The organism is Cupriavidus sp. USMAA2-4, assembly GCF_001854305.1.
Taxonomy (GTDB): domain Bacteria; phylum Pseudomonadota; class Gammaproteobacteria; order Burkholderiales; family Burkholderiaceae; genus Cupriavidus; species Cupriavidus malaysiensis.
On sequence record NZ_CP017749.1, the window covers coordinates 1,847,882 to 1,868,466 of the forward strand.

18 protein-coding genes are annotated in these 20,585 nt (G+C 71.4%); 6 read left to right on the forward strand and 12 right to left on the reverse strand.

Translation table 11 applies throughout. The annotated features are described in order from the left end of the window. Positions 1-237: 237 nt before the first annotated feature. Together styD and BKK79_RS39410 are read right to left on the reverse strand one after the other, a co-directional pair. A complete protein-coding gene (gene styD, locus BKK79_RS28240; RefSeq protein WP_071016777.1) occupies positions 238-1,728 on the reverse strand; it encodes a phenylacetaldehyde dehydrogenase StyD in 1,491 nt (496 codons plus the stop codon). Positions 1,729-1,864: 136 nt separating this feature from the next. After that, positions 1,865-2,857 (reverse strand): helix-turn-helix domain-containing protein, encoded by a 993-nt coding sequence (locus tag BKK79_RS39410; RefSeq protein WP_198173335.1) that lies wholly within the window; start codon positions 2,855-2,857, stop codon positions 1,865-1,867. A gap of 274 nt (positions 2,858-3,131) precedes the next feature. On the opposite strand from BKK79_RS39410, the gene BKK79_RS28250 reads away from it, so the two are divergent. The 3 genes from BKK79_RS28250 (at position 3,132) to BKK79_RS28260 (ending at position 6,872) form a co-directional block, all read left to right on the forward strand. Continuing rightward, positions 3,132-3,899: a GntR family transcriptional regulator gene (locus tag BKK79_RS28250; protein WP_198173427.1), complete on the forward strand. Its 768-nt coding sequence runs from the start codon at positions 3,132-3,134 to the stop codon at positions 3,897-3,899. A gap of 81 nt (positions 3,900-3,980) precedes the next feature. Then, a complete protein-coding gene (locus BKK79_RS28255; RefSeq protein WP_071040412.1) occupies positions 3,981-5,519 on the forward strand; it encodes an acetolactate synthase large subunit in 1,539 nt (512 codons plus the stop codon). 720 nt (positions 5,520-6,239) lie between these two features. After that, positions 6,240-6,872: a DUF3313 family protein gene (locus BKK79_RS28260; RefSeq protein ID WP_071039470.1), complete on the forward strand. Its 633-nt coding sequence runs from the start codon at positions 6,240-6,242 to the stop codon at positions 6,870-6,872. A gap of 218 nt (positions 6,873-7,090) precedes the next feature. On the opposite strand, the gene BKK79_RS28265 is transcribed toward BKK79_RS28260, so the two are convergent. The 5 genes from BKK79_RS28265 to BKK79_RS28285 all read right to left on the reverse strand — a co-directional run bounded on the left by BKK79_RS28265 (position 7,091) and on the right by BKK79_RS28285 (position 11,336). Continuing rightward, positions 7,091-7,519: a nitrile hydratase accessory protein gene (locus BKK79_RS28265; protein ID WP_083384252.1), complete on the reverse strand. Its 429-nt coding sequence runs from the start codon at positions 7,517-7,519 to the stop codon at positions 7,091-7,093. Next, positions 7,516-8,178 carry a nitrile hydratase subunit beta gene (nthB, locus tag BKK79_RS28270; protein WP_071039471.1) on the reverse strand — a complete coding sequence of 221 codons (663 nt, stop codon included), beginning with the start codon at positions 8,176-8,178 and terminating at the stop codon, positions 7,516-7,518. Before nthB ends, BKK79_RS28265 begins: the two co-directional genes overlap by 4 nt. After that, on the reverse strand, positions 8,175-8,858 hold the full coding sequence (gene nthA / locus BKK79_RS28275; RefSeq protein WP_071039472.1) for a nitrile hydratase subunit alpha: 684 nt from the start codon (positions 8,856-8,858) through the stop codon (positions 8,175-8,177). The genes nthB and nthA overlap by 4 nt, the downstream gene beginning before the upstream one ends. Positions 8,859-8,994: 136 nt before the next feature. Further along, positions 8,995-10,122 (reverse strand): acyl-CoA dehydrogenase family protein, encoded by a 1,128-nt coding sequence (locus BKK79_RS28280; protein ID WP_071039473.1) that lies wholly within the window; start codon positions 10,120-10,122, stop codon positions 8,995-8,997. Positions 10,123-10,136: 14 nt separating this feature from the next. Next, positions 10,137-11,336 carry an acyl-CoA dehydrogenase family protein gene (locus tag BKK79_RS28285; RefSeq protein ID WP_071016768.1) on the reverse strand — a complete coding sequence of 400 codons (1,200 nt, stop codon included), beginning with the start codon at positions 11,334-11,336 and terminating at the stop codon, positions 10,137-10,139. Positions 11,337-11,651: 315 nt separating this feature from the next. Here BKK79_RS28285 and BKK79_RS28290 point away from each other — a divergent pair, with 315 nt between their 5' ends. The 3 genes from BKK79_RS28290 to BKK79_RS28300 all read left to right on the forward strand — a co-directional run bounded on the left by BKK79_RS28290 (position 11,652) and on the right by BKK79_RS28300 (position 15,399). Next, a complete protein-coding gene (locus tag BKK79_RS28290; RefSeq protein ID WP_071016766.1) occupies positions 11,652-12,656 on the forward strand; it encodes a tripartite tricarboxylate transporter substrate binding protein in 1,005 nt (334 codons plus the stop codon). Between the two features lie 97 nt (positions 12,657-12,753). Continuing rightward, positions 12,754-14,274 carry a class I adenylate-forming enzyme family protein gene (locus BKK79_RS28295; RefSeq protein ID WP_071039474.1) on the forward strand — a complete coding sequence of 507 codons (1,521 nt, stop codon included), beginning with the start codon at positions 12,754-12,756 and terminating at the stop codon, positions 14,272-14,274. A 159-nt stretch (positions 14,275-14,433) separates the two neighbouring features. Next, the gene (locus BKK79_RS28300; RefSeq protein WP_071039475.1) at positions 14,434-15,399 is read left to right on the forward strand and encodes a Bug family tripartite tricarboxylate transporter substrate binding protein; all 966 of its coding nucleotides are present in this window, start codon (positions 14,434-14,436) and stop codon (positions 15,397-15,399) included. 207 nt (positions 15,400-15,606) lie between these two features. Here BKK79_RS28300 and speE read toward each other — a convergent pair whose 3' ends face one another. The 5 genes from speE to BKK79_RS28325 all read right to left on the reverse strand — a co-directional run bounded on the left by speE (position 15,607) and on the right by BKK79_RS28325 (position 20,571). Further along, a complete protein-coding gene (gene speE, locus BKK79_RS28305; RefSeq protein WP_071039476.1) occupies positions 15,607-16,878 on the reverse strand; it encodes a polyamine aminopropyltransferase in 1,272 nt (423 codons plus the stop codon). Between the two features lie 239 nt (positions 16,879-17,117). After that, complete coding sequence (locus tag BKK79_RS28310) at positions 17,118-17,615, reverse strand: MaoC family dehydratase (protein WP_071016759.1); 498 nt, start codon at positions 17,613-17,615, stop codon at positions 17,118-17,120. A 106-nt stretch (positions 17,616-17,721) separates the two neighbouring features. Beyond that, positions 17,722-18,711 carry a Bug family tripartite tricarboxylate transporter substrate binding protein gene (locus BKK79_RS28315; RefSeq protein ID WP_071016757.1) on the reverse strand — a complete coding sequence of 330 codons (990 nt, stop codon included), beginning with the start codon at positions 18,709-18,711 and terminating at the stop codon, positions 17,722-17,724. Between the two features lie 97 nt (positions 18,712-18,808). After that, positions 18,809-19,672, reverse strand: coding sequence for an FAS1-like dehydratase domain-containing protein (locus BKK79_RS28320; protein WP_071039477.1), 864 nt, complete (start codon positions 19,670-19,672; stop codon positions 18,809-18,811). A 56-nt stretch (positions 19,673-19,728) separates the two neighbouring features. Continuing rightward, a complete protein-coding gene (locus BKK79_RS28325; RefSeq protein ID WP_071040413.1) occupies positions 19,729-20,571 on the reverse strand; it encodes an HpcH/HpaI aldolase/citrate lyase family protein in 843 nt (280 codons plus the stop codon). Between the last annotated feature and the right edge of the window lie 14 nt (positions 20,572-20,585).

Genomic DNA, 20,585 nt, shown 5'->3' on the forward strand with positions numbered 1-20,585 from the left:
TGTTGCCGTGCTGCTTCTTGCCGCCGTTCCCGTTGCGGACACGGCGCCTGCCGCCGCCATGGCTGCAGCGGCCGCGGGTCGACTGCTCAGGACTGCTCAGGACTGCTCAGGCTGCGGGGCACTGCACCGCGGTCCTCCCGGTGCCGCGGGTTTGCCGCGCTCCCGCGAGGGGAGCGCCGGGGAAAGCTGCCGGCCGCCGCGCAGCCGGCGACCGGCCGGAGATCGGCCGGTCAATCGTCAATAGGCCATGCAGACCGACTTGAGCTCGGTGTAGGCATCGATGGCCGAGCGGCCGTGCTCGCGGCCCACGCCCGAGGCCTTGTAGCCGCCGAACGGCAGGTTGGGGTCGACCACGTTGTGCGTGTTGACCCACACCGTGCCGGCGTGCAGCCCGTCCACCAGGCGCTGCACCGCGCGCAGGTTGTTGCTCCAGATGCTGGCGCCGAGGCCGTATTCGCTGCGGTTGGCCTCGGCCAGCACCGCCTCGGGATCGTCGAAGGGCATGGCCACCACGACCGGGCCGAACACTTCCTCGCGCACCAGCGTCAGGTCCTTGCAGGCGCTGTTGGCCACCACCGTGGGGCGCACGAAATAGCCTTCGCGCTCCAGCGCGGTGCCGCCGGCGACGATCTCCGCGCCTTCGGCGCGGCCGCCGCCGATCAGCCCCATCACCTTGTCGCGGTGGCGCGACGACACCAGCGGGCCCATCTGGCTGGCGGGGTCGAAGCCCGAGCCCAGCACGGTGGCGTCGGCCACCCGGCCCAGGCCCTCGACCACCTGCTCGTAGTGCCTGCGTGCCACGTACAGGCGCGAGCCGGCCGTGCAGACCTGGCCCTGGTTGAAGAAGATGGCGCCGGCCGCGCCCTGGATGGCCATGGCCGGATCGCAGTCGTCGAGCACGATCACCGGGCTCTTGCCGCCCAGCTCCAGCGCCACGCGGCGGATGTCCTGGCCGCAGCGCGCGCCGATCAGGCGGCCGACCTCGGTCGAGCCGGTGAAGGTGATCTTGTCCACGCCGGGGTGGGCCACCAGCGCCGCGCCGGGCACGCCGTCGCCGGTCACCACATTGAGCACGCCCGGCGGGAAGCCGGCTTCCAGCGCCAGTTCGCCCAGGCGCAGCGCGGTCAGCGGCGTCTCCTCGGCGGGCTTGAGCACCACCGTGCAGCCGCAGGCCAGCGCCGGCGCGATCTTCCACACCGCCATCAGCAGCGGGAAGTTCCACGGCACGATGGCGCCCACCACGCCGACCGGCGCGCGCCGCGTCATCGCGCTGTAGCGGGTGCCCGGCGGGAACGGCACCGAGACCTCCAGCGTGCTGCCCTCGATCTTGGTGGCCCAGCCCGCCATATAGCGCAGCCATTGCACCGCGCCGGGCACTTCCATGCCCTGCGAATGGGCCAGCAGCTTGCCGTTGTTCAGCGTCTCCAGGCGCGCGAGTTCCTCGCCGTGCTGCTCCACCAGGTCGGCCAGCTTGAGCAGCAGGCGCTCGCGCTGGGCCGGCAGCGTGTCGCGCCAGGCCGCGCCCTCGAAGGCGCGCCGCGCCGCGGCGACGGCGGCATCGATGTCGGCCTGGGCGCCCGCCGGCACGCGCGCGATCTCGCTGCCGCTGGCGGGGTCGAACACGGCGAAGGTCTCGCCGCTGGCTGCCTGGCACCAGGCGCCGTCGATCAGCATGGCATTGCGGATGGCCCGCTCCAGGCCCTGGTGTCCCTGCATCGGTGCGTTCATCTCTGTCTCCTGTCGTTCTCGGCATGTGCCTGTTCGGGAACGGCAAAAGTAGCACCCGCTCGCGGCGCTGGCTTGCCTGCCGGTGCACACCGCTTGCCGCTGCGTGCAACGATGCCCGCGCGCCGTGCGTGCCACCTCAGGCGCGCGTGGCGGCGTGGCGCTGGCGCCATTGCGACGGGCTCATGCCGAAGCGCTCGTGGAACACGCGGCTGAAGTGGGCCGCGTCGGCAAAGCCGAGCGCGAAGGCGACTTCGGTGATGCTGCGCTGCACCCCGCCGTCCTGCGCGAGCCGCAGCGCGGCCTGCCGCAGCCGGCGCGACTGGATATAGGCGTGCGGGGTCTGGCCGATCTCGCGGAACAGGTTGTAGAGCGTGCGGCGGGAGATATTGAGCGCGGCCGCGAGGTGCTGGGCCGACAGCTCGGGCTCGTGCAGGCGCGCGTCCACCAGTTCGTGGATGCGCTGCAGGCGCGCTTCGTCGGCGCGCGAGGGCGCCAGCGCGGGCTGGCCGCCGCCGCCGCTGCCGCCGCTGCGCAGGGCCGTCTCCATCAGTGCCACCACCGAGTCCTGCAGCACCCGCTGCGCGTGGGCGTCGAGCGGATGGCCGGTGCTGCTGTCGTGCAGCAGCGCGCCCAGCGCCGACATGGCGATGCGCGCGGCGCCCTCGCCGCGCTGCGCCTGGCCGCCCATCGCCGTGGCGGCGTCGCGCCAGCCGTAGGCCTGGTCCTGCGGCACCAGCAGCACCATCGCGCGGGCGCCGTCGTCCAGTTCGATGCTGTAGGGCTGGGCAGTGTCGTAGAGGGTCCACATGCCGGGATCGAGCGCGGCCTGGTGCTCGCGCTGCGCCACCCGGCTGCGCCCGTGCAGTTGCCAGAAGACCTTGAAGAAGCCGGCATCGGAGTCCTCGGCATGCCGGCGCAGGCGCGCCACGCGGTGCGCGCTGACCTGCATGTCCGCCACCGCGCAGGCGCCGAAGCGGGCGTAGCTGACCTCGCAGTGGAAGCGGCCGTGCGACTCGCGCGCATAGTCCAGCGGCAGGAAGCGGGTGTCGATGATCTCGCGCCACTGGTCGAAGCTCGACACGGTCAGGCGCGTGGCATGCGGCGACGGCATCGGGTCAAGGGGCTGCATCGCGTCTCCAGTAGCCGGCGGCGGTGCGGGAGGGCCGCGCGGGTGCCAGGGGGAGGCCCAGCCTAATGCATGCCCCGGGTTCGGACAATGGGAACAAGTGCGGAGCCCGCCGCCGCGCCGGCGGGCCGGTCCTGCGGTTAACCCTAGTGGTCTAGGTATGTAGACCTTAATAGAGTGAGGGGTCATCCGGAGTTGCCGGGCTGCGGTGCGGACGCTGTTCCGCGCCGGGCCGCGCCACGCCGCACCACACCACGCCATCCCGGGCCACCATCCCTTGCCGCCGCAACCACCCGCCAACGACCTGCTGTCGCGCAGCCGCGAACCGGTCTACCTGCAGCTCGCCACCATCTTCCGGCGCCGCATCGAAAGCGGCGAGTGGGCACTGGCGCAGCGCATTCCTTCGCTCGATGCGCTGAGCCGGCAGTTCGGCGTGGCCCGCATGACCATGCACAACGCGCTCTCCGTGCTGGAGGATGAGGGGCTGATCGAGCGGGCGCGCGGGCAGGGCACCTTTGTCAAGGCACGCTGCCGCGAACGGCGGCCGCTGAACCTGCCGACCAGCTGGCACCAGGCGGTGGCGGTGGGCGAGCGGCTGGCCACGCAGGCGCTGCATGAGTCGGACGGCGAGGTGGCCCTGCCGGCCGAGCTCGGCATGCCGTGCGCGGCCGCGCGTGCCCCGGCCTACCGCTTCCTGCGCCGCCTGCACACGCAGCAGGGGCGGCCCTTCGCCATCGGCGAGGTGTTCATCGAGGCGGGCGTGTTCGCGCGCGACCCGGAGGCTTTCCGCCAGGGCGCCTCGGTGCCGGTGCTGGACCGCTTCCCGGGGCTGCAGGTGAACGCCGCCCGCCAGCGGCTGCAGATCGTTGCCGCCGGCGCCGACTCCGCCGCCCGGCTGCAACTGCCGGTGGGTGCGCCGCTGGCCGAACTGCGGCGCTATGCCTGCGTCGACGACGTGATCGTCTACTACGCCCGCATCGAATTCCCGACCGAGTATGTCTGCCTCGATTTCGACCTGCTCGATCCCGGGGGCGCACGCCCCTGAGGCGCGTTCGCGCCCGGCCGAGCTTGGCTTTTCCTCCCTCCCACCTACCACCGCAAGAACAACATGGACACCAACGAACCGATGAATGGCGCCGAAAGCCTGGTCAAGACCCTGCTGGCCAGCGGCGTCGACACCTGCTTCGCCAACCCCGGCACCAGCGAGATGCACTTCGTCGCGGCGCTCGACCGCATTCCCGGCATGCGCTGCGTGCTCGGCCTGTTCGAGGGCGTGGTCACCGGCGCCGCCGACGGCTACGCGCGCATGGCCGACAAGCCGGCGGCGACGCTGCTGCACTGCGGCCCCGGCCTGGCCAACGGTCTCGCCAACCTGCACAACGCACGCCGGGCCAACACGCCGGTGGTCAATATCGTCGGCGACCAGGCCACCTATCACCGTCCGCTCGATGCGCCGCTGACCGCCGATACCGAAGGCTGGGCGCGCCCGGTCTCGGTCTGGACCCGCACCGCCACCCGCGCCGCCTCGGTCGGTGCCGACGCCGCCGCCGCGGTGCAGGCCGCGCGTGGCGCGCCGGGCGGCGTGGCCACGCTGGTGCTGCCCTCCGACGTGTGCTGGGACGCCGGTGGCCGCGTGGCCGCCCCGCTGCCCGACCTGCCGGTGCCCAAGGTCTCGCCCGATGCCGTGCAGCAGGCCGCGCGCGTGCTGCGTTCGGGCCAGCCCACGCTGGTCGTGCTCGCCGGCGCGGCGCTGCGCGAGGCCGCGCTGGCCGATGCGCACCGCATCGCCGCCGCCACCGACGCGCGCCTGATCACGCCGATGTCGAACGCGCGCGTGGCGCGCGGGCGCGGCCGTCTCGCCGTCGAGCGCATTCCCTATTCGGGCGAGGCGGCGCGCACCAGGCTGGCCGGCATCCGCAACGTGATCCTGGTCGGCGCGCCGCCGCCCGTGACCTTCTTTGCCTATCCCGGCCAGTCGCCGCGCCCTTATCCCGAGGATGCGGTCATCCACGTGCTGGCGCGTCCCGAGGAAGACCTCGGCGAAGCCCTGGCGCGGCTGGCGGATGAGCTCGGCGCGCCCAAGGTGCAGCCGTCGGCCGGTGGCCCGCGCGCGGAGATCGCGCGCGGCGCGGTGACCTCTGAGGCGGTGGCGCAGACGCTGACCGCGCTGCTGCCCGAACAGGCGGTGGTGGTGGAGGAGAGCGTCAGCTTCGGCCGTGCCTTCTATCCCGGCACCGTGCATGCGGCCCCGCACGACTGGCTGCAACTCACCGGCGGCGCCATCGGCGACGGCCTGCCGCTGGCCACCGGCGCCGCCGTGGCCGTGCCCGGACGGCGCGTGGTGGCGCTGCAGGCGGACGGCTCCGGCATGTACACGCTGCAGTCGCTGTGGACCATGGCGCGCGAGCGGCTCGACGTCACCGTGGTGGTGCTGGCCAACCGCAAGTACGCCATCCTGCTGGGCGAGCTGGCCGGCGTCGGCGCCAACCCCGGCAAGACCGCGCTCGACATGCTGGACCTGGGCAATCCTGACCTCGACTGGGTCAAGCTGGCCAACGGCATGGGCGTGGAAGCCGCGCGCGCGGCCGACATGGAGAGCTTCGCCGACCTGTTCCGCTCGGCCAACCAGCGCAAGGGCCCGTTCCTGATCGAACTGGTGATCTGAAGCGGCGGCCGTCCGCTTGCCGGCGCGGCATTCTGCCCCGCGGCCCCGGGTATTGCCGGCGGCAGCGCTCCCCTGCGCTGCCGCCGGCCGCTCCGCCCCGGTCGGACTCCACCACACCCTGCCTGCATCCCTCCTGCGACAAAAGGTAGCATTGATAATCACCGGAAGCTGTGTACAAAGCCGCCCGGTTTATATTTCCTGATTAATTTATTTTCCCTTTTATTCGGCTGCAGGCTGTACAGACATTATTGTGTCTGTCAATCAATCGGAAAAATATTTTTTAAAATCAATAAATCCAATTGTCAGTCGCGCCAGCCGCCCGCTAACATACGCCGCGTTATGCCCTTGCCCGCTCGCCTGGTGATTGCAGTTCACCGCCGGCCGCGCCGGGACGGGGGCCGGGCGCCGGTCGTCGGGCCGCCTGTAGCCCGCTTGCAGCCTGCCTTGTGGCCCGGGTCTTGATTCGTCGAAGCATCAAGGCTGTCGAGAGGCCGCACCGGGCCAGGAAGGCAGCGCGCGGCTCGTCGGCGGACTGAGTCAAGGTATTCCTGATTCAGGGCGCCAGGTCTTTCTCGCCGTATTCCATTGCCACCACGCAGCCAGGCCTTACCGGCCAGGCTGTGCGGCAGCGTGCGCGCGCCATCCGGCGACGCGCCGGCAGCGGGCAGGGCGTTATCAACGCTTTGCCGATTTTGTCTTTCACCTTGAAAGGAATGCCGCATGTCCAGCAAAACCCTCAGTGCCATCCTTCTCGCGCTCGGTCTTTCGGCCTGTGCCAGCCTGCCACCGCCGGACACCGGCGCCGCCGGCAGTGCCGGTACCCTGTCGCTCGTGACGCAAAGCCGCACGCTCCACCTCGCCAGCCGGCCGGGCTTCAGCCCGGCGCGCTATGACGGGTTGGCAGTCGGCCGCATCGACATCCGCCGCCCCGCGCAGCTGGATGACGAGGACCAGGCCGGCTACGAGACGCTGCGCGCGGCGCTGGCGGAGCAACTCGCCAAGACGTCGGCCGCGCCGGGTACGTCGGGTACGCCGGCCGCGCCGGCGAAGAACGCCTTGCGCATGGATGTCGCGCTGTACGATGTCCAGCCGGTCAGCCCCGCGCTGAACGTGCTTTCGGCCGCCGCGCTGTTCCTGCCGCTGGATACCGGCGCGGTGACGCTGGAAGCGACCTTCACCGATGCCGACGGCACCGTCCAGGCGCGCCGCACGGAACGCCTGAGCGGCGACGTGACCAGCATCCTGAGCGGATTCTCGCGCTATGAACGGTTGAAGGAGGCCCTCGTCGATTGGGCCGCGCGCTGTGGCAGCTGGGACAAGCAGGCCTGCGCCACGGCGGCAAGCGGAAGCTGAAGGCGAGGGTGACCGCGTTGGTCTGCTCCCCTCTCCCGCGTGCGGGAGAGGGGCCGGGGGAGAGGGCAGGCGCTGGCTGTGCCGTGGTGGCTGGGATCACACCATCCGCTTCGTTTCCGTGCTCGCGGGCTGGATCACACCGACGGCTTCGCCTGGGCGCTCGCGTGCTGGACCACACCGTTGGCTTCGCTGGATGTGGCGCCTTGCTGAACCACCCCTCACCCCCGCCCTCTCCCCATGCGGGGAGAGGGAGCCAAGACCGTGTGCTTGGCGATCGGTGTTGGCGCATCTAGCACGATCGCCTGTCCGTGCGGCGTGCGCCGCGCGGCCGCATCCCATTGCTGGCGGCGCTGTTCGAGCATGCCGTCGGTGACCAGTCCCTTCTCGGCGCTGATGCGTTCCAGCGCGGTCAGCCAGTGCTCGTAATAGGTGTCGCCGAGATCGGGGTCGCCGGCCTGCTGGGCGTCGAGGATGGCGCGGTTCAGGTGTGCCGCCCATTCGCTCCAGGTGAAGGCGCCGCGCTGGTGCAGTGCCAGCGTCATGGCGAAGGCCTGCGCCTGCCAGGGCGCGCCGAACACGGGGCCTTCGCTGCCGCAGGGCAGGTCGGGCAGGCTGGCGCGCAGGGTGTCGAGTTCGCTTGGCTTCATGCGTCCACCGCTTCCAGATAGGGTTCCCAGCAGTCGACGTGCACGCACGATGCCGTGGTGTCCGTGCCCCACAGCTCCGCGGCCTCGAAGCGCACCGTGTACAGCCATTGGGGCTGCTCGCCCTGGCCGATGGCGTTGGTGTCGGGAAAGACATGGGCGCCATGCATGCTGACGATGTGTCCGCGCCGGCCGCGGCAGTAGCGTGGCAGGCGGGTGTGCGTGGCCGGGTGGAGCTGGCGCGTGCGTACCGCATCGCCGACGGCGAAGCGTGCCGGCCCGGGGGCGGGGCGCTCGCTGGGGCCGCCGCGCAGCATCGCCGCGCTGACCTGGTCGGCCGCCAGCACGCGCGCCACCGGCACCGGCTCGACCTGGCGCCTGCCACTCTCGATCTCCGCGGGCGTGGCCATGCCGTTGGCGAGCAGCAGCCGCTTCAGGCCCTCGAACCAGATTTCGTAGTAGCTGCTGGACAGGTATTGCGCCGGCGGCAGGCTTTCGCGCGCGGCGCGCGAGACGTCGAGGTTCCACTTGCCGCAGGCACCCATGGCCACGGTGATGGCCAGCATGCGGCGTTCCCAGTCGGCATGGAAGGGGTGCGGGTCGGGGTCGGGGCGCACCGGGCCGAAGCCCTGCATGCCGCCCAGGTCCTGGGCGCCGTTCATGGCCGTGCTCCCGGCGCCTGCGTGGCGATGGAAGACGGCGCGAGCGCCACGCCGGTGCCGATCATGGCATCGCGCGTGACCAGCCCGGCCAGTGCCGCCTGGTCCCAGCCCTCGGTGCCCGCGGGCCGCATCGGCAGCACCAGGTAGCGCAGTTCGGCGGTGGAGTCCCACACGCGCACCTCGGTGTCGGCCGGCAGCGAGACGCCGAAATCGCCGAGCACGCCGCGCGGATCGATGACGGCGCGCGAGCGGTAGGGCGCCGACTTGTACCAGACCGGCGGCAGGCCGAGCACCGGCCACGGGTAGCACGAGCAGAGGGTGCAGACCACCAGGTTGTGCACCGCGGGCGTGTTCTCCAGCACCTGCATGTGCTCGCCCTGGCGGCCGCTGTAGCCGAGCGAGGCGATGGCCGCGGTGGCGTCCGCCAGCAGCCATTGCCGGTAGGCCGGTTCTGCCCAGGCCTTGGCGACCACGCGGGCGCCGTTGTGCGGGCCGACCTGTTTCTCGTAGGTTTCGATCAGGACGTCGAGGGCCTTGGGATCGAGATAGCCCTTGTCGACCAGCAGCGATTCCAGCGCGCGCACGCGCAGGTCCATCTCGGCGAGCGGGCTGCCGCCGTGGTCGTGATCATGCTCATCGGCATGATCGTGCTCATGGTCATGGTCGTGCGCGTGGCTCATCGGAAACCCGCCCGGGTGGGATGGCGATAGCGCACAGTATGGTGCCGGCCCGCGCCGATGGCAATCGGCGCGGGGGAGGGGGAAAAGGGGGGCGCGGCGTGCATGCCGCTGCCCTCCCGGCCCGCCGCGGGCGCCGTCAGGCCGCCATCACCTGCGTATAGCGCTGCAGGTGGTAGTCGCTGTCGCCGAGCAGCGGGTCGATCATGGTCAGGCGCTTGAAGTAGTCGCCCACCGCCAGCTCGTCGGTCATGCCCATGCCGCCGTGCAGCTGCACCGCCTGCTGGCCGACGAAGCGGCCGGCCTTGGCCACCGTGACCTTGGCGGCCGAGAGCATGCGGCGGCGCTGCGCCGGGTCGGCCTCGTCCAGCGCCTGGGCGGCGACGTAGGCCATCGACATGGCGAGCTCCTTCTGTACCAGCATGTCGGCCACGCGGTGCTGCAGCGCCTGGAAGGCGGCCAGCGGCTTGCCGAACTGCTGGCGCGTGCCCAGGTACTCGGCGGTGATCTCGATCAGCTTTTCCATGGCGCCGGCGGCCTCGGCGCACAGCGCCGCGATGCCGTGCGACAGGCCCAGGTCGAGCGCGGCCAGGCCGTCGCCCGGCTGGCCCACCAGGGCGTCGGCCGGCACGGCCACGTCGGCCAGCTTCACGTCGGCGGCGCGCAGGCCGTCCATGGTCGGATAGCCGCTCACGCTCAGGCCGGCGCTGTCGCGCGGCACCAGGAACAGGGCGATCTCGTCGCTGCCGGCGACGCGCGCGGTCAGCAGGAAGGCATCGGCCGCCTCGCCGTGCCAGGCCAGGCTCTTGGTGCCGTTGAGCACGTAGCCGCCGCCGCTGCGGCTGGCGCTGGCGCGCGCCGCCTCGGGGCGGTAGCGCGTGCCCGGCTCCAGGTAGGCCAGCGTGACGATGCGCTCGCCGGCGGCGATGGCGGGCAGCCAGTCCTGCTTCTGCGCGGCGCTGCCGTAGGCGCCGAGCACCGCCGCGGCCATCACGCTGCTGGGCGTGACCGGCTCCAGCACCAGGCCGCGGCCCAGTTCGCGCTGCACCACGAGCTGGCTGGTGGCGCCTTCGCCGAAGCCGCCGTATTCGCTGTCGATGGTCAGGCCCAGCACGCCCATCTCGGCGAGGCCCTTCCACACCGCGCGGTCCAGGCTGCCGCCGCCGCGTGCGCTCTTGCGGCGCGCCTCGAAGCCGTACTCGGCATCGATGAAGCGGCGCAGGCTGTCGGCCAGCATCCGCTGTTCTTCGCTGTAGGTGAAATCCATGTGCGCTGCTTCCTTCAGAATCCGATGATCATCTTGGAGATGATGTTCTTCTGCACCTCGGTGGCGCCGCCGTAGATGGTGGTCTTGCGCATGTCGAAGTAGGTGGAGGCGGCGGGCGCGGCCCAGTCTGGGCCGGCCACCGGCTGGGTGGCGCCCGGCTCGAGCCACTCCGGCGCATAGGGCCAGGCGTCGGGGCCGGCCACTTCCATCTGCAGCATGGCGAGGTCCTGCTGGATCTCCGAGCCGCGGATCTTGACGATGGAGGCTTCGGGACCGGGGCCCTGGCCGGCTGCATCGGCGGTGGCCACGCGCAGCAGCAGCATCTCCAGCGCCATGATGTCCATCTCGATGCGGGCGATCTTGTCGCGCATGCGCACGTCCTCGATCAGCGGACGGCCGGCGCCATCGGTGGCCAGGCTGGCGTAGTGCTTGAGCTGGCGCAGCTCGCGGTTGCAGTGGCCGATGCCGGCGATGCCGGTGCGCTCGTGGCCGAGCAGGTACTTGGCGTAGGTCCAGCCGCGGTTCTCCTCGCCCAGCAGGTTCGCCACCGGCACTTCCACGTCCTCGAACCAGGTCTCGTTGACGTCGTGGCCGCCGTCGAGCGTCTTGATCGGGCGCACCGTCACGCCGGGCGACTTCATGTCGATCAGCAGCATCGAGATGCCTTCCTGCGCCTTGGCCTCGGGGTCGGTGCGCACCAGGCAGAAGATCCAGTCGGCGAAGTGGGCCATGGTGGTCCAGGTCTTCTGGCCGTTGACGATGAACTTGTCGCCGCGGCGCACCGCGCGCGTCTTCAGCGAAGCCAGGTCGGAGCCCGAGCCGGGTTCCGAATAGCCCTGGCACCAGAAGTCCTCGACGGTCGGGATGCGCGGCAGGAAGCGGGCCTGGTGCTCGGGGCTGCCGTATTTCATCAGCACCGGGCCGATCATGGTCAGGCCGAACGGCAGCAGGCGCGGCGCGCCGGCGCGGAAGGCCTCGATCTCGAAGATCAGGCGCTGCAGCGCGTTCCAGCCGGTGCCGCCGTGCTGCTTCGGCCAGCTCGGCGCGCCCCAGCCGTGCGCGTGCAGGATACGGTGCCAGCGTACGTAGTCGTCCTTCTCGATGCGCTGGTGGCCCAGCACCTTGGCGCGGATATCGGCCGGCAGCTTGGCCTGCACGAAGCCGCGCACTTCCTCGCGGAACGCCTGTTCCGCAGCGGTGAAACGCAAATCCATCTGCTTGTCCCCTGAGTGTCGGAGACGGCGCGCAGGCCGTCTCGCCATGGTGGGCCGATTGTATGGGCGGCGTGCCGTTCGCTTCTTCCGCAATGGCAAAGCGCCTCTTCGCAGCAGCGAAACCATCGCCCGCCAGGCCTTGCGGGACGGGCGCTTCCGTCCAGGCCAAAGGTGGCCTTAGTCAAATCGGAATAGCAAGGGGGCAGGCCCTGCCGCACACTGCGGCGGTGCCTCCCCGACGGGGCATGCCGTGCCGCAGCCGAGGGCATGACGACATGACGCGCCGCAACGAGCGCGCAACCTGGAGACAAACCGATGGCCCGCTGGACCTCTCGCGCGCTGGCGCTGGGAATCTCGCTGCTGGCACTGGCCGCAGGCGGCCTGCCTGCGGCGTCACATGCCGCCGCGCCCGCCGCAGCCTCCTACCCCGACAAGCCGCTGCGCCTGGTCGTGCCCTTCCCGCCGGGCGGCGCCACCGACCTGCTGGCGCGCGAGATCGGCAATGCGCTGGGGGCGCGCCTGCACCAGTCGGTGGTGATCGACAACCGGCCCGGCGCCGGCGGCAACCTCGCGGCGATGGCGGTGGCACGCGCGCCGGCCGACGGCTACACGCTGCTGTTCGGCACCTTCGGCTCGCTGGCGGTCAACAAGAGCCTGTACGACAAGCCGGGCTACGACCCGCTCAAGGATTTCGCCCCGGTTGCCTCGGTGGCCTACCTGCCCAATGTGCTGGTGGTCAATCCGTCGGTGCCGGCACGCAATATCGACGAACTGCTGGCGCTCGCGCGCCGCGACCCGGGCAAGCTGACCTACGGCTCCTTCGGCATCGGCTCGTCCTCGCACCTGGCCGGCGAACTGTTCACCCACCTGGCCGGCGTCGACATCCGCCACGTGCCCTACAAGGGCAGCGCCGCCTCGATGACCGACCTGCTGGGCGGGCGCATCACCATGATGTTCGACAGCATCTCCACCGCGCTGCCCTTCGTGCGCGAAGGCCGCGTGCGCGCGCTGGCCGTCACCACCGAGCGGCCGTCCGACCAGTTGCCGGGCGTGCCGACGCTGGCGCAGGCCGGCGTCAAGGGCTACGAGCTGACCGCCTGGTTCGGCGTGGCGGCGCCGGCCGGGACGCCGCGCGCGGTGATCGATCGCCTCAATGCCGACATCGTGGCCTCGCTGCGCCAGCCCGACCTGGCCGCGCGGCTCGCCCAGCAGGGCACCGTGCCGTTCCCCTCCACGCCGGAGCAGTTCGGCGCCTATATGCGCACGCAGTACGAGAAGTGGGACGGGCTGATCCGCTCGGCCCATATCCGTGCCGACTGAACCGAGCCGGCTGAGCCGCACCGACTGAACTGCATCGACTGAATACCCGCCGGCCATCCCGGCCCTGTCTTACGCATCCTTGCCATCCCGGAGCACCATGTCGTCCTTCCGTCCCGAGTTCATCCACGAGATTCCCCGCCACTGGGCCGTGCAGGCACCGCAGGCGCCCTGCCTGCGCGAGGCCGGCGGCATCGTCAGCTACGGCGAGCTGTGGCGGCGCATCGAGGCCGCGCGCGACTGGCTGGCGGCGCAAGGCGTGGGCGCGGGCGACCGGGTGCTGGTGGCCGGCGAGAACTGCAACGAGATGGTGGTCATGCTGTTCGCCTGCAGCGCGCTGCACGCCTGGCCGATCCAGGTCAACGCCCGCCTGTCGGCGCGCGAGATCGACACCATCCGCGCCCATGCCGAGCCGCTGCTGACCTTCTTCACCGGCCACGTCTCCGAGGTGGCGGCGGCGCACGGGCAGCGCCTGGGCGCGCAGCCCAGCGGCTGCCCGGTGTTCGATGCCGGCATGCACGTGCTGCGCGCCGCCACCGTGCCGCAGCGCGTGGCGGCGGAGGAGGCGCGCCAGGTGGCGACGCTGATCTACACCTCGGGCACCACCGGCGCGCCCAAGGGCGTGATGGTGCCGCATGCCGGCCTGACGCACTTCGCCCGCATCTCGGCCACCTCGCGCGAGCTGGGGCCGGCCGACATCGCCTACGGCGCGCTGCCGATGTCGCACATCTTCGGCATCGCCACCGTGCTGATGGCCACGCTGTACGCGGGCGCCAGCCTGATCCTGCGGCCGCGCTTCGATGCCGGCGAGGTGTTCGACGCGCTGGCCGAGCCCGGCATCACCATCCTGCAGGGGGTGCCGACCATGTTCACGCGGCTGATGGCGGTGGCGCCCGGGCGCGTGCACCCGGCCGGCGGCTATCCGCGCCTGCGCTACCTGTACACCGGCGGCGCGCCGCTCGATCCCACCCTCAAGCGCGAGGTCGAGCAATGGTTCGGGCAGCCGTTGCACCATGGCTACGGCATCACGGAGTACGCCGGCTCGCTGTTCATCACCCGCATGGAAGCGCCGCGTGCCGACTGCTCGGCTGGCTACATCGTCGAAGGCGTCGAGATTGCCATCACCGACGGCGAAGGCAAGCCGCTGCCGGCGGGCGGGCGCGGCCAGATCCGCGTGCGCGGCCCGGGCGTGATGGCCGGCTACTTCCGCAACCCGGAGCAGACCGCGGAGGCGCTGCTGCCCGGCGGCTGGCTCAATACCGGCGACCTGGGCTACCTGGCGGACGACGGCGCGCTGTTCATCTCGGGGCGCTCCAAGGACCTGATCATCCGCTCGGGCTTCAACGTCTACCCGATCGAGGTCGAGGCCGTCATCAACGCCTTCCCGGGCGTGCGGCAGTCGGCGGTGGTCGGGCGCACGGCCGCCGACGGCAACGAGGAAGTGGTGGCCTTCGTCGAGCCGCAGGAAGGTGCCGTGCCGGACCAGGCGGCGCTCGATGCCTACCTGCGCGAGAACCTGGCGCCCTACAAGCGGCCGGCCGAGATCCGCGTGATCGACAGCATTCCCACCACCGCCAGCGGCAAGCTGCTCAAGCAGCCGCTGCGGGCGTTGCTGGGCTGAGACGGAACCGACGAACCGACGAGCCGACGACAAGAGCGGCAAGCAGCGCGGCGGCAAGCGTGCCGCCGGCGCCCCGACGAGTTCCCGCAGCAACGCGCACAGACCGCGGAGACCGCAGGGAACCGTACAAGACCCGAAGGACATCAAAGGAGAAGACAGATGAAGCGATGGATGGCCGCGGCAGCGGCATTGCTGACGATCGTGCAGGGCAGTGCCTGGGCGGAGAGCTACCCGAGCCGGCCGATCCGGCTGCTGGTGGGCTATGCGCCGGGTGGCCCGGTGGACACCGCGGCACGCATCTACGCCGACCAGCTCGGCCGCGTGCTGAAGCAGCCGGTGGTGGTGGACAACCGTGCCGGCGCCAGCGGCGCGATCGCCGCCGACCTGACCGCCAAGGGCAAGCCGGACGGCTACACGCTGTACTTCGTCGCCAGCCCGACCATGACCATGACGCCGCTGATCCAGAAGACGGTGAACTTCAACCCGACCAAGGATTTCAGCTACATCGGGCTGATCACCGACTACACCAACGTGCTGGTGATCAACAAGGACTTCCCGGCCAAGAACGTCAAGGAGCTGGTCGAGTACGCGCGCAAGCATCCCGATGGCGTTTCCTTCGGCTCGGCCGGCATCGGCGCCTCCAACCACCTGTCCGCCGAACTGCTGGCGCAGATGAGCGGCGTCAAGATGCTGCACGTGCCCTACAAGGGCAACGCGCCGGCGATGACCGACGTGATGAGCGGCAAGGTCACCTTCATGTTCGACATCACCGGCACCGCCATCGGCCATATCCAGGGCGGCAAGGTGCGCGCGCTGGCGGTGACCTCGCGCACGCGCAACCCGGCGCTGCCGGACGTGCCCACGCTGATCGAGTCGGGCCTGAAGGACTATGACCTGACCGGCTGGTATGCGCTGGTCGGGCCGCCCAAGCTGCCGGCCGAGGTGGTCGACAAGCTGGTGGCCGCGCAGAAGGCCGTCGGCGAGGTGCCGGAGTTCAAGCACCGCATGAGCGAAGTCGGCTACGACCTCGACGTGACCGGTCCCAAGCCGCTGGCCGACCGCATCCAGCGCGAGCTGGCGCTGTGGGGCAAGGTGGTGAAGACAGCCGGGATCGAGACGCAATGAGCGCGTGATCCGATGGCCGCGTGACCGCGTGACCGCGTGACCGCGTGACCGCGTGACCGCGTGACCGCGTGACCGCATGACTGTATGACCGCAAGGAGGGTCCCGCCGCGGGCGGGGCCTTTGCCACCAGCTTAGGCGTGGGGCGGGACGGGCCGGCTGGCCGGTCCCGCCCCGTTTTTTTGGCGGCGCGCGGCGGGCGTGTGCCGTTCAGCAGGTGGGGGTGCCTTGCCCCGGCAGCAGCTCGCGATAGAAGTTCGGCAGCGCGAACTGGGCCTGGTGGACGGCGCCGTTGTAGTAGCGCAGCGCGCCGATGCCGCGCGTGCGGATGCGCTCGTCGATGGTCTCCGCCGGCACGGCGAGCGGGTCCAGCCTGTCGGAGACGCAGGCCATGCCCCAGTAGCAGCCGTACAGCGGCACGTAGAGCCCGAAGGGGCGCACGTGCGCGAAGAGCCGGCCCAGCAGGGCGAGCTGGCGCGCCACCTGCTCGCGCTGGAACACCGGCGAGCCGATGTGCAGGGTCAGTGCGCCGCCGGGCGCCAGCAGTTGCCCGGCCACGCGCAGCGCCGTCTCGCCGTAGAGCGGATGCGCGGGCGTGTCGGGATCGGTCAGGTCGAGCACGATCAGGTCGAAGCGCTCGCCCTGCGGGTCGGCCGCCTGGGCCTCCATATAGGCCAGTCCGTCGCCGATGCGCAGCGCCAGCCGCGCATCCTCGAAGGCGCCGCGATGGATGGTGTGCAGGTGCTTGCGCGCCAGGCGCACCACTTCGGCATCGAGTTCGGCCAGCACCAGCCGTTCCAGGCCGGGATGCTTGAGCAGTTCCTCGCTGCAGCCGCCGTCGCCGCCGCCCAGCACCAGCGCGCTGCGCGGCGCCGGGTGCGCCAGCGCGGCGGCATGGGCCATGGGTTCGTGATAGAAGAACTCGTCGCGCTCGGAGGTCATGTAGCGGCCGTCGATGCGCAGCAGGCGGCCCCATTGCGGGGTGTCGAACACCTCCAGCAACTGGTGCGCCGAGCGCAGCGTTTCCAGCCGCCGGGTGGCGCGGAAGCCGTAGGCGCAGTCCGCGTTCAGCCATTCCAGCAGCAGTTCGTTGGCGTTGTCCTGCGGCTCGTCGCTGCCGCGCAGGATGCGGTTGGTGCTCTGTTGCGCGGGCGCGAAGGCGACCAGCAGCGCATCGAGCAGGGCCTCGGCCTTGGGCGAGTTGTTGGCGGAGAAGTTGCAGACGTAGACGTCGAGGGTGACGCCGCCGCGCTCGGGCCAGGTGTGCACCGCCAGGTGGGATTCCGCCAGCAGGCAGGCGCCGGTGACGCCGCCGGGCTGGCCGCGCCAGCGCGGGAAGGGGTGGTATTTCTGCGCCACCAGGCTCAGGCCGGCGCCGGCGACGGCCTGCCGGCACAGTTCGGCGAGCGCCGTTTCGTCGGTCAGTAGCGCGGGGTCGCACTGGCAGCCGTAGAGATCCGCGGTGAGGTGCAGGCCATGCATGTCGGTGAGCGTCCTCCTGTGCAGGGCGGCCCGAGGCCAGGCTGGCGGGCCGGCGGGCCGGATGGTGTCGGGCGGCGCGCGTTCCTCGGGGAGGAGAGGGCACGCGCCGCCCGGCACGGTGTCGCGGGGAGGGGAGGATCCCCGCGCCGGAGAACGACGCAGTATAGCCGGCGAAGCCTGGGGTAGCCAGCCGATGTACGGGAATTGTGAAATTTCCCGCCGCCGGCGCTCATGCCGGTTCAGCCGGCCGGGCGCTTGCGCAGCAGGTAGCGCTGCTCGCCATCCATCACCAGCTCGCCGCGCTGGTTATGGACGGTGCTGCGCAGCGCCAGCACGCCGGTGCTGCGGTTGGGCGACAGCTCGCAGACTTCCAGCGCGGCGTAGAGCGTGTCGCCGACGAAGACGGGATGCAGGAAGCGGCTGCGCTGCTCGATGAAACCCATCAGCGAATCCTCCACCATGTGCGGAAACAGGCCGGCGCCGGCGGCGGTCTGGATCAGCACCTGGTAGCCGTGGGCCAGCATGTGCGGCATGCCGCGCGCGCGGCAGTACTCGGCATCGTAGTGGACCGGGTGGTTGTCGCCGCTGGCGAGCTGGAAGGCGGCGAACAGCGCTTCGGTCATGGTGCGCGACGGCAGCACGAAGCGCTCGCCGAGACGGAAGTCGTCGAAGTAGCGCGATTCGCACAGGCGGTGGGCGCGCGGGTCGAAGGGGATGTCGGTCGGGGCGGTGCTCATGCTGCGTGGCGGTCCGGAAGTGTGAAGTGTGGGCCGCGCCGGGGCCGGCGCGGGCGGAGACCGGCGGGGCGCGCAGGGGCGTCCGGCCGCCGGGAGGCTTGCGCCGTCAATCGGCGCGGATGCCGAGCCGTTCCACCAGCGCTTTCTCCTCGGCGATCTGCTGCAGGGCGAAGCGGGTATAGGCCGCGCTGTCGAGATACATGGGCTCCTGGTCCATGCGCTTGAGCGTGGCGAGGTAGCGCGGGTCCTCGGTGGCCCGGCGCAGCGCGTCCTGCAGCACGGCGACCACCTGCGGTGCCATGCCCTTGGGGCCGGCGACGCCGTAGGGCGAGCTGGAAACCATGTCGTAGCCGAGCTCGCGCAGTGTCGGCGCGTCCGGCCAGCGCGGCGAGCGCTGCGCGGTCCACAGGTTGAGCCAGCGCAGCTTGCCGGCATCGACCAGCGCTCCAGCGGCGCTGCCGGCCGCGCACAGCTGGACGTGGTTGCCCATCAGCGCGTTCAGGCAGTCGGCATCGCCCTTGAAGGGGATGTGGTTGACGTCGAGCTTTTCCTTGGCGGCCAGCTCCAGCATGGTGACATGGGGCGAACTGTACTGGCCCGGCGAGCCATAGCTGATGCCGCCGGGGCGCGCGCGGGCGTCGCGCAGGAAGTCGGCCCAACCGCGCCAGGGCGAGTCGGCGCGTACCACCACGCCGAAGATGTAGCCCGTGATGCGCGACAGGTAGGTGAAATCGCGCGCGGGATCGAAAGCGGTCTTCTGGATGAAGGGCTGGCGGAAGACCGTGACAGGCATCAGTGACAGCGTATAGCCGTCTGGCGCTGCCTGGCGCAGCGCCAGCGCGCCCATGGTGCCGGCGACGCCCGGCTTGTTTTCCACCACCACGCTCTGGCCGAGCGCGCCCTGCAGCGACTGGGCGAACTGGCGTGCCACCACGTCGGTGGTGCCGCCCGGGGCGTAGGGCACGATCAGCGTGAGCGGGCGCGTGGGGTAGGCCGGCTGTCCCTCGGCCCTTGCCGCCGGGGCGCAGGCCAGGACCATGGCAAGCGCTGCGCCGGCCGTCCGGGCCGTGCGCAGGGTGAAGCGTGCTGCTGTCATCGGATGTCTCCTCCTGTGCATTGGCTCGCCCTGTTATCGCGGCGCCCGCGCGCTTGTTCTGGGGCCATGGCGCGGTGCGCCGGCTGGCGCGGGGCGATCAGCCCGCCAGCTCCGCCCAGGCTTCCATCGCCTGGCCGCCGGTGTCGTCGCCGGTCCACAGCATGACGCGGCCGGGCCGGTCCGGATCGGGCGTGCCGCCGACGGTGACGGTGTCGTGGTCGAACAGCGGCGCCACGCCGCGGAAGCCGAAGCGGGCCACGCGCGCCTGCGGCTGCTCGCGCGCCAGCAGGTCGAGCGTCAGCACGGCCTGCAGCGGGCCGTGCACCACCAGGCCGGGATAGCCTTCCACGTCGCGCACGTAGTCGTGGTCGTAGTGGATGCGGTGGCCGTTGAAGGTCAGTGCCGAGAAGCGGAACAGCATGACCGGGTCGGCGTGCAGGCTGCGCTGCCAGCGCGGCGCGTGTTGCAGGCGCGGGCGCGGCGGCAGGGGCTGGCCCGGCTCGGGCATGGCGCGGTAGACGAGGTCCTGGCGTTCGCTCAGCACGCTTTCGCCGTCCACGGTGAGGTCATGCTCCACGGTGGCGAACCACAGTTCGCCGCTGCGCCCGGACTTGTGCTGGACGTCGGCGATGGTGGAGGTGCGCGTGACGGTGTCGCCGACGCGCAGCGGACGCTTGAACGCGAGCTCGCCGCCGGCCCACATGCGGCGCGGCAGCGGCATCGGCGGCATGAAGCCGCCCAGCGCGGGGTGGCCGTCGCCGCCGATCTCGTGCTGGGGCGCGCGCGGGAGGAAATAGAGCCAGTGCCACAGCGGCGGCAGCGCGCCGCGCACGATGGCGTCGCCGTCGAGGTCCAGCGTGGCGGCCAGGCCGATCACGGGTTCGGGGGCGAGCGTCTCGGTGCGGCTTTCGCTGCGGCCGATCCACTGGCGCAGGTGTTCGAGGGGGCTGTCTTGGGTCATGGCGGTCGGTTGTGGAGAGGGCCGCGCGCGAGCGCGGCCCGGTAGGTGGGTGGCGGTCAGCTGGAGGCCGGCGCGGACAGCAGGGCCAGCAGGCGCTTGGCCTGCTCGATCACCGGACGGTCGACCATCTTGCCGTCGACCTGCACCGCATGGCTGCCGGCGGCGGTGGCGGCGAGCACGCGGCGCGCCCAGTCCGCCTGCTCGGGCGTGGGCAGGAAGCCGGCACGCACCGCCTGCAGCTGCGCCGGATGGATGCACAGCTTGGCGCCGAAGCCCAGCGCGCGCGCGTAGGCCACGTCGTCGGCCAGCACGGCCTCGTCCTTGAGCGCGGTGGTGACGCCGTCCACCGGCTGGGCCAGCCCGGCCACGCGCGAGGCCAGCACGATGCGGGCGCGCGCATGGGCCAGGGCCTCGCGCACGTGGGCGCAGCCCAGGTCCACGGCATAGTCGAGCGAGCCGAAGGCCAGCCGCGCGACGCCGTCGGCCGCCGCCACCTCGTCCACGCGATGCAGGCCGAGCGCGGTCTCGATGATGGCCACCAGCGTGCCTTGCGGGGCGATCTGGCGCAGGGCGTCGGCGATCCCGGCCAGCGCGGCGGGGTCTTCCGCCTTCGGCACCATCAGGCCGGCCAGGCGCGTGCCGGCCGGCAGCGCGCGCAGCCAGGCCAGGTCTGCCGGGAAGGCCGGCGAGGCCGCGTCATTGATGCGCACCAGGGCGGCCGGGCCGGGGCCGCGTGTGGCCAGCCAGGCGGCGATGGCCTCGCGCGCCGCGGGCTTCGCGTCCGGATGCACGGCGTCCTCGAGGTCGAGGACCATCACATCGGGGGCGGCCGCGGCGGCCTTGTCGAAGCGTTCCGGACGGTCGCCCGGCACGAACAGGTAGGAAATAGCGTTCTGCATGGACATGGCGCGAT

What these genes read in the sequence shown, in the direction of transcription:
- styD (WP_071016777.1), bottom strand. Translation starts at nt 1,728, where the DNA reads ATGAACGCACCGATGCAGGGACACCAGGGCCTGGAGCGGGCCATCCGC.
- BKK79_RS39410 (WP_198173335.1), bottom strand. Translation starts at nt 2,857, where the DNA reads ATGCAGCCCCTTGACCCGATGCCGTCGCCGCATGCCACGCGCCTGACC.
- BKK79_RS28255 (WP_071040412.1), top strand. Translation starts at nt 3,981, where the DNA reads ATGAATGGCGCCGAAAGCCTGGTCAAGACCCTGCTGGCCAGCGGCGTC.
- BKK79_RS28260 (WP_071039470.1), top strand. Translation starts at nt 6,240, where the DNA reads ATGTCCAGCAAAACCCTCAGTGCCATCCTTCTCGCGCTCGGTCTTTCG.
- BKK79_RS28265 (WP_083384252.1), bottom strand. Translation starts at nt 7,519, where the DNA reads ATGAAGCCAAGCGAACTCGACACCCTGCGCGCCAGCCTGCCCGACCTG.
- nthB (WP_071039471.1), bottom strand. Translation starts at nt 8,178, where the DNA reads ATGAACGGCGCCCAGGACCTGGGCGGCATGCAGGGCTTCGGCCCGGTG.
- nthA (WP_071039472.1), bottom strand. Translation starts at nt 8,858, where the DNA reads ATGAGCCACGCGCACGACCATGACCATGAGCACGATCATGCCGATGAG.
- BKK79_RS28280 (WP_071039473.1), bottom strand. Translation starts at nt 10,122, where the DNA reads ATGGATTTCACCTACAGCGAAGAACAGCGGATGCTGGCCGACAGCCTG.
- BKK79_RS28285 (WP_071016768.1), bottom strand. Translation starts at nt 11,336, where the DNA reads ATGGATTTGCGTTTCACCGCTGCGGAACAGGCGTTCCGCGAGGAAGTG.
- BKK79_RS28290 (WP_071016766.1), top strand. Translation starts at nt 11,652, where the DNA reads ATGGCCCGCTGGACCTCTCGCGCGCTGGCGCTGGGAATCTCGCTGCTG.
- BKK79_RS28295 (WP_071039474.1), top strand. Translation starts at nt 12,754, where the DNA reads ATGTCGTCCTTCCGTCCCGAGTTCATCCACGAGATTCCCCGCCACTGG.
- BKK79_RS28300 (WP_071039475.1), top strand. Translation starts at nt 14,434, where the DNA reads ATGAAGCGATGGATGGCCGCGGCAGCGGCATTGCTGACGATCGTGCAG.
- speE (WP_071039476.1), bottom strand. Translation starts at nt 16,878, where the DNA reads ATGCATGGCCTGCACCTCACCGCGGATCTCTACGGCTGCCAGTGCGAC.
- BKK79_RS28310 (WP_071016759.1), bottom strand. Translation starts at nt 17,615, where the DNA reads ATGAGCACCGCCCCGACCGACATCCCCTTCGACCCGCGCGCCCACCGC.
- BKK79_RS28315 (WP_071016757.1), bottom strand. Translation starts at nt 18,711, where the DNA reads ATGACAGCAGCACGCTTCACCCTGCGCACGGCCCGGACGGCCGGCGCA.
- BKK79_RS28320 (WP_071039477.1), bottom strand. Translation starts at nt 19,672, where the DNA reads ATGACCCAAGACAGCCCCCTCGAACACCTGCGCCAGTGGATCGGCCGC.
- BKK79_RS28325 (WP_071040413.1), bottom strand. Translation starts at nt 20,571, where the DNA reads ATGCAGAACGCTATTTCCTACCTGTTCGTGCCGGGCGACCGTCCGGAA.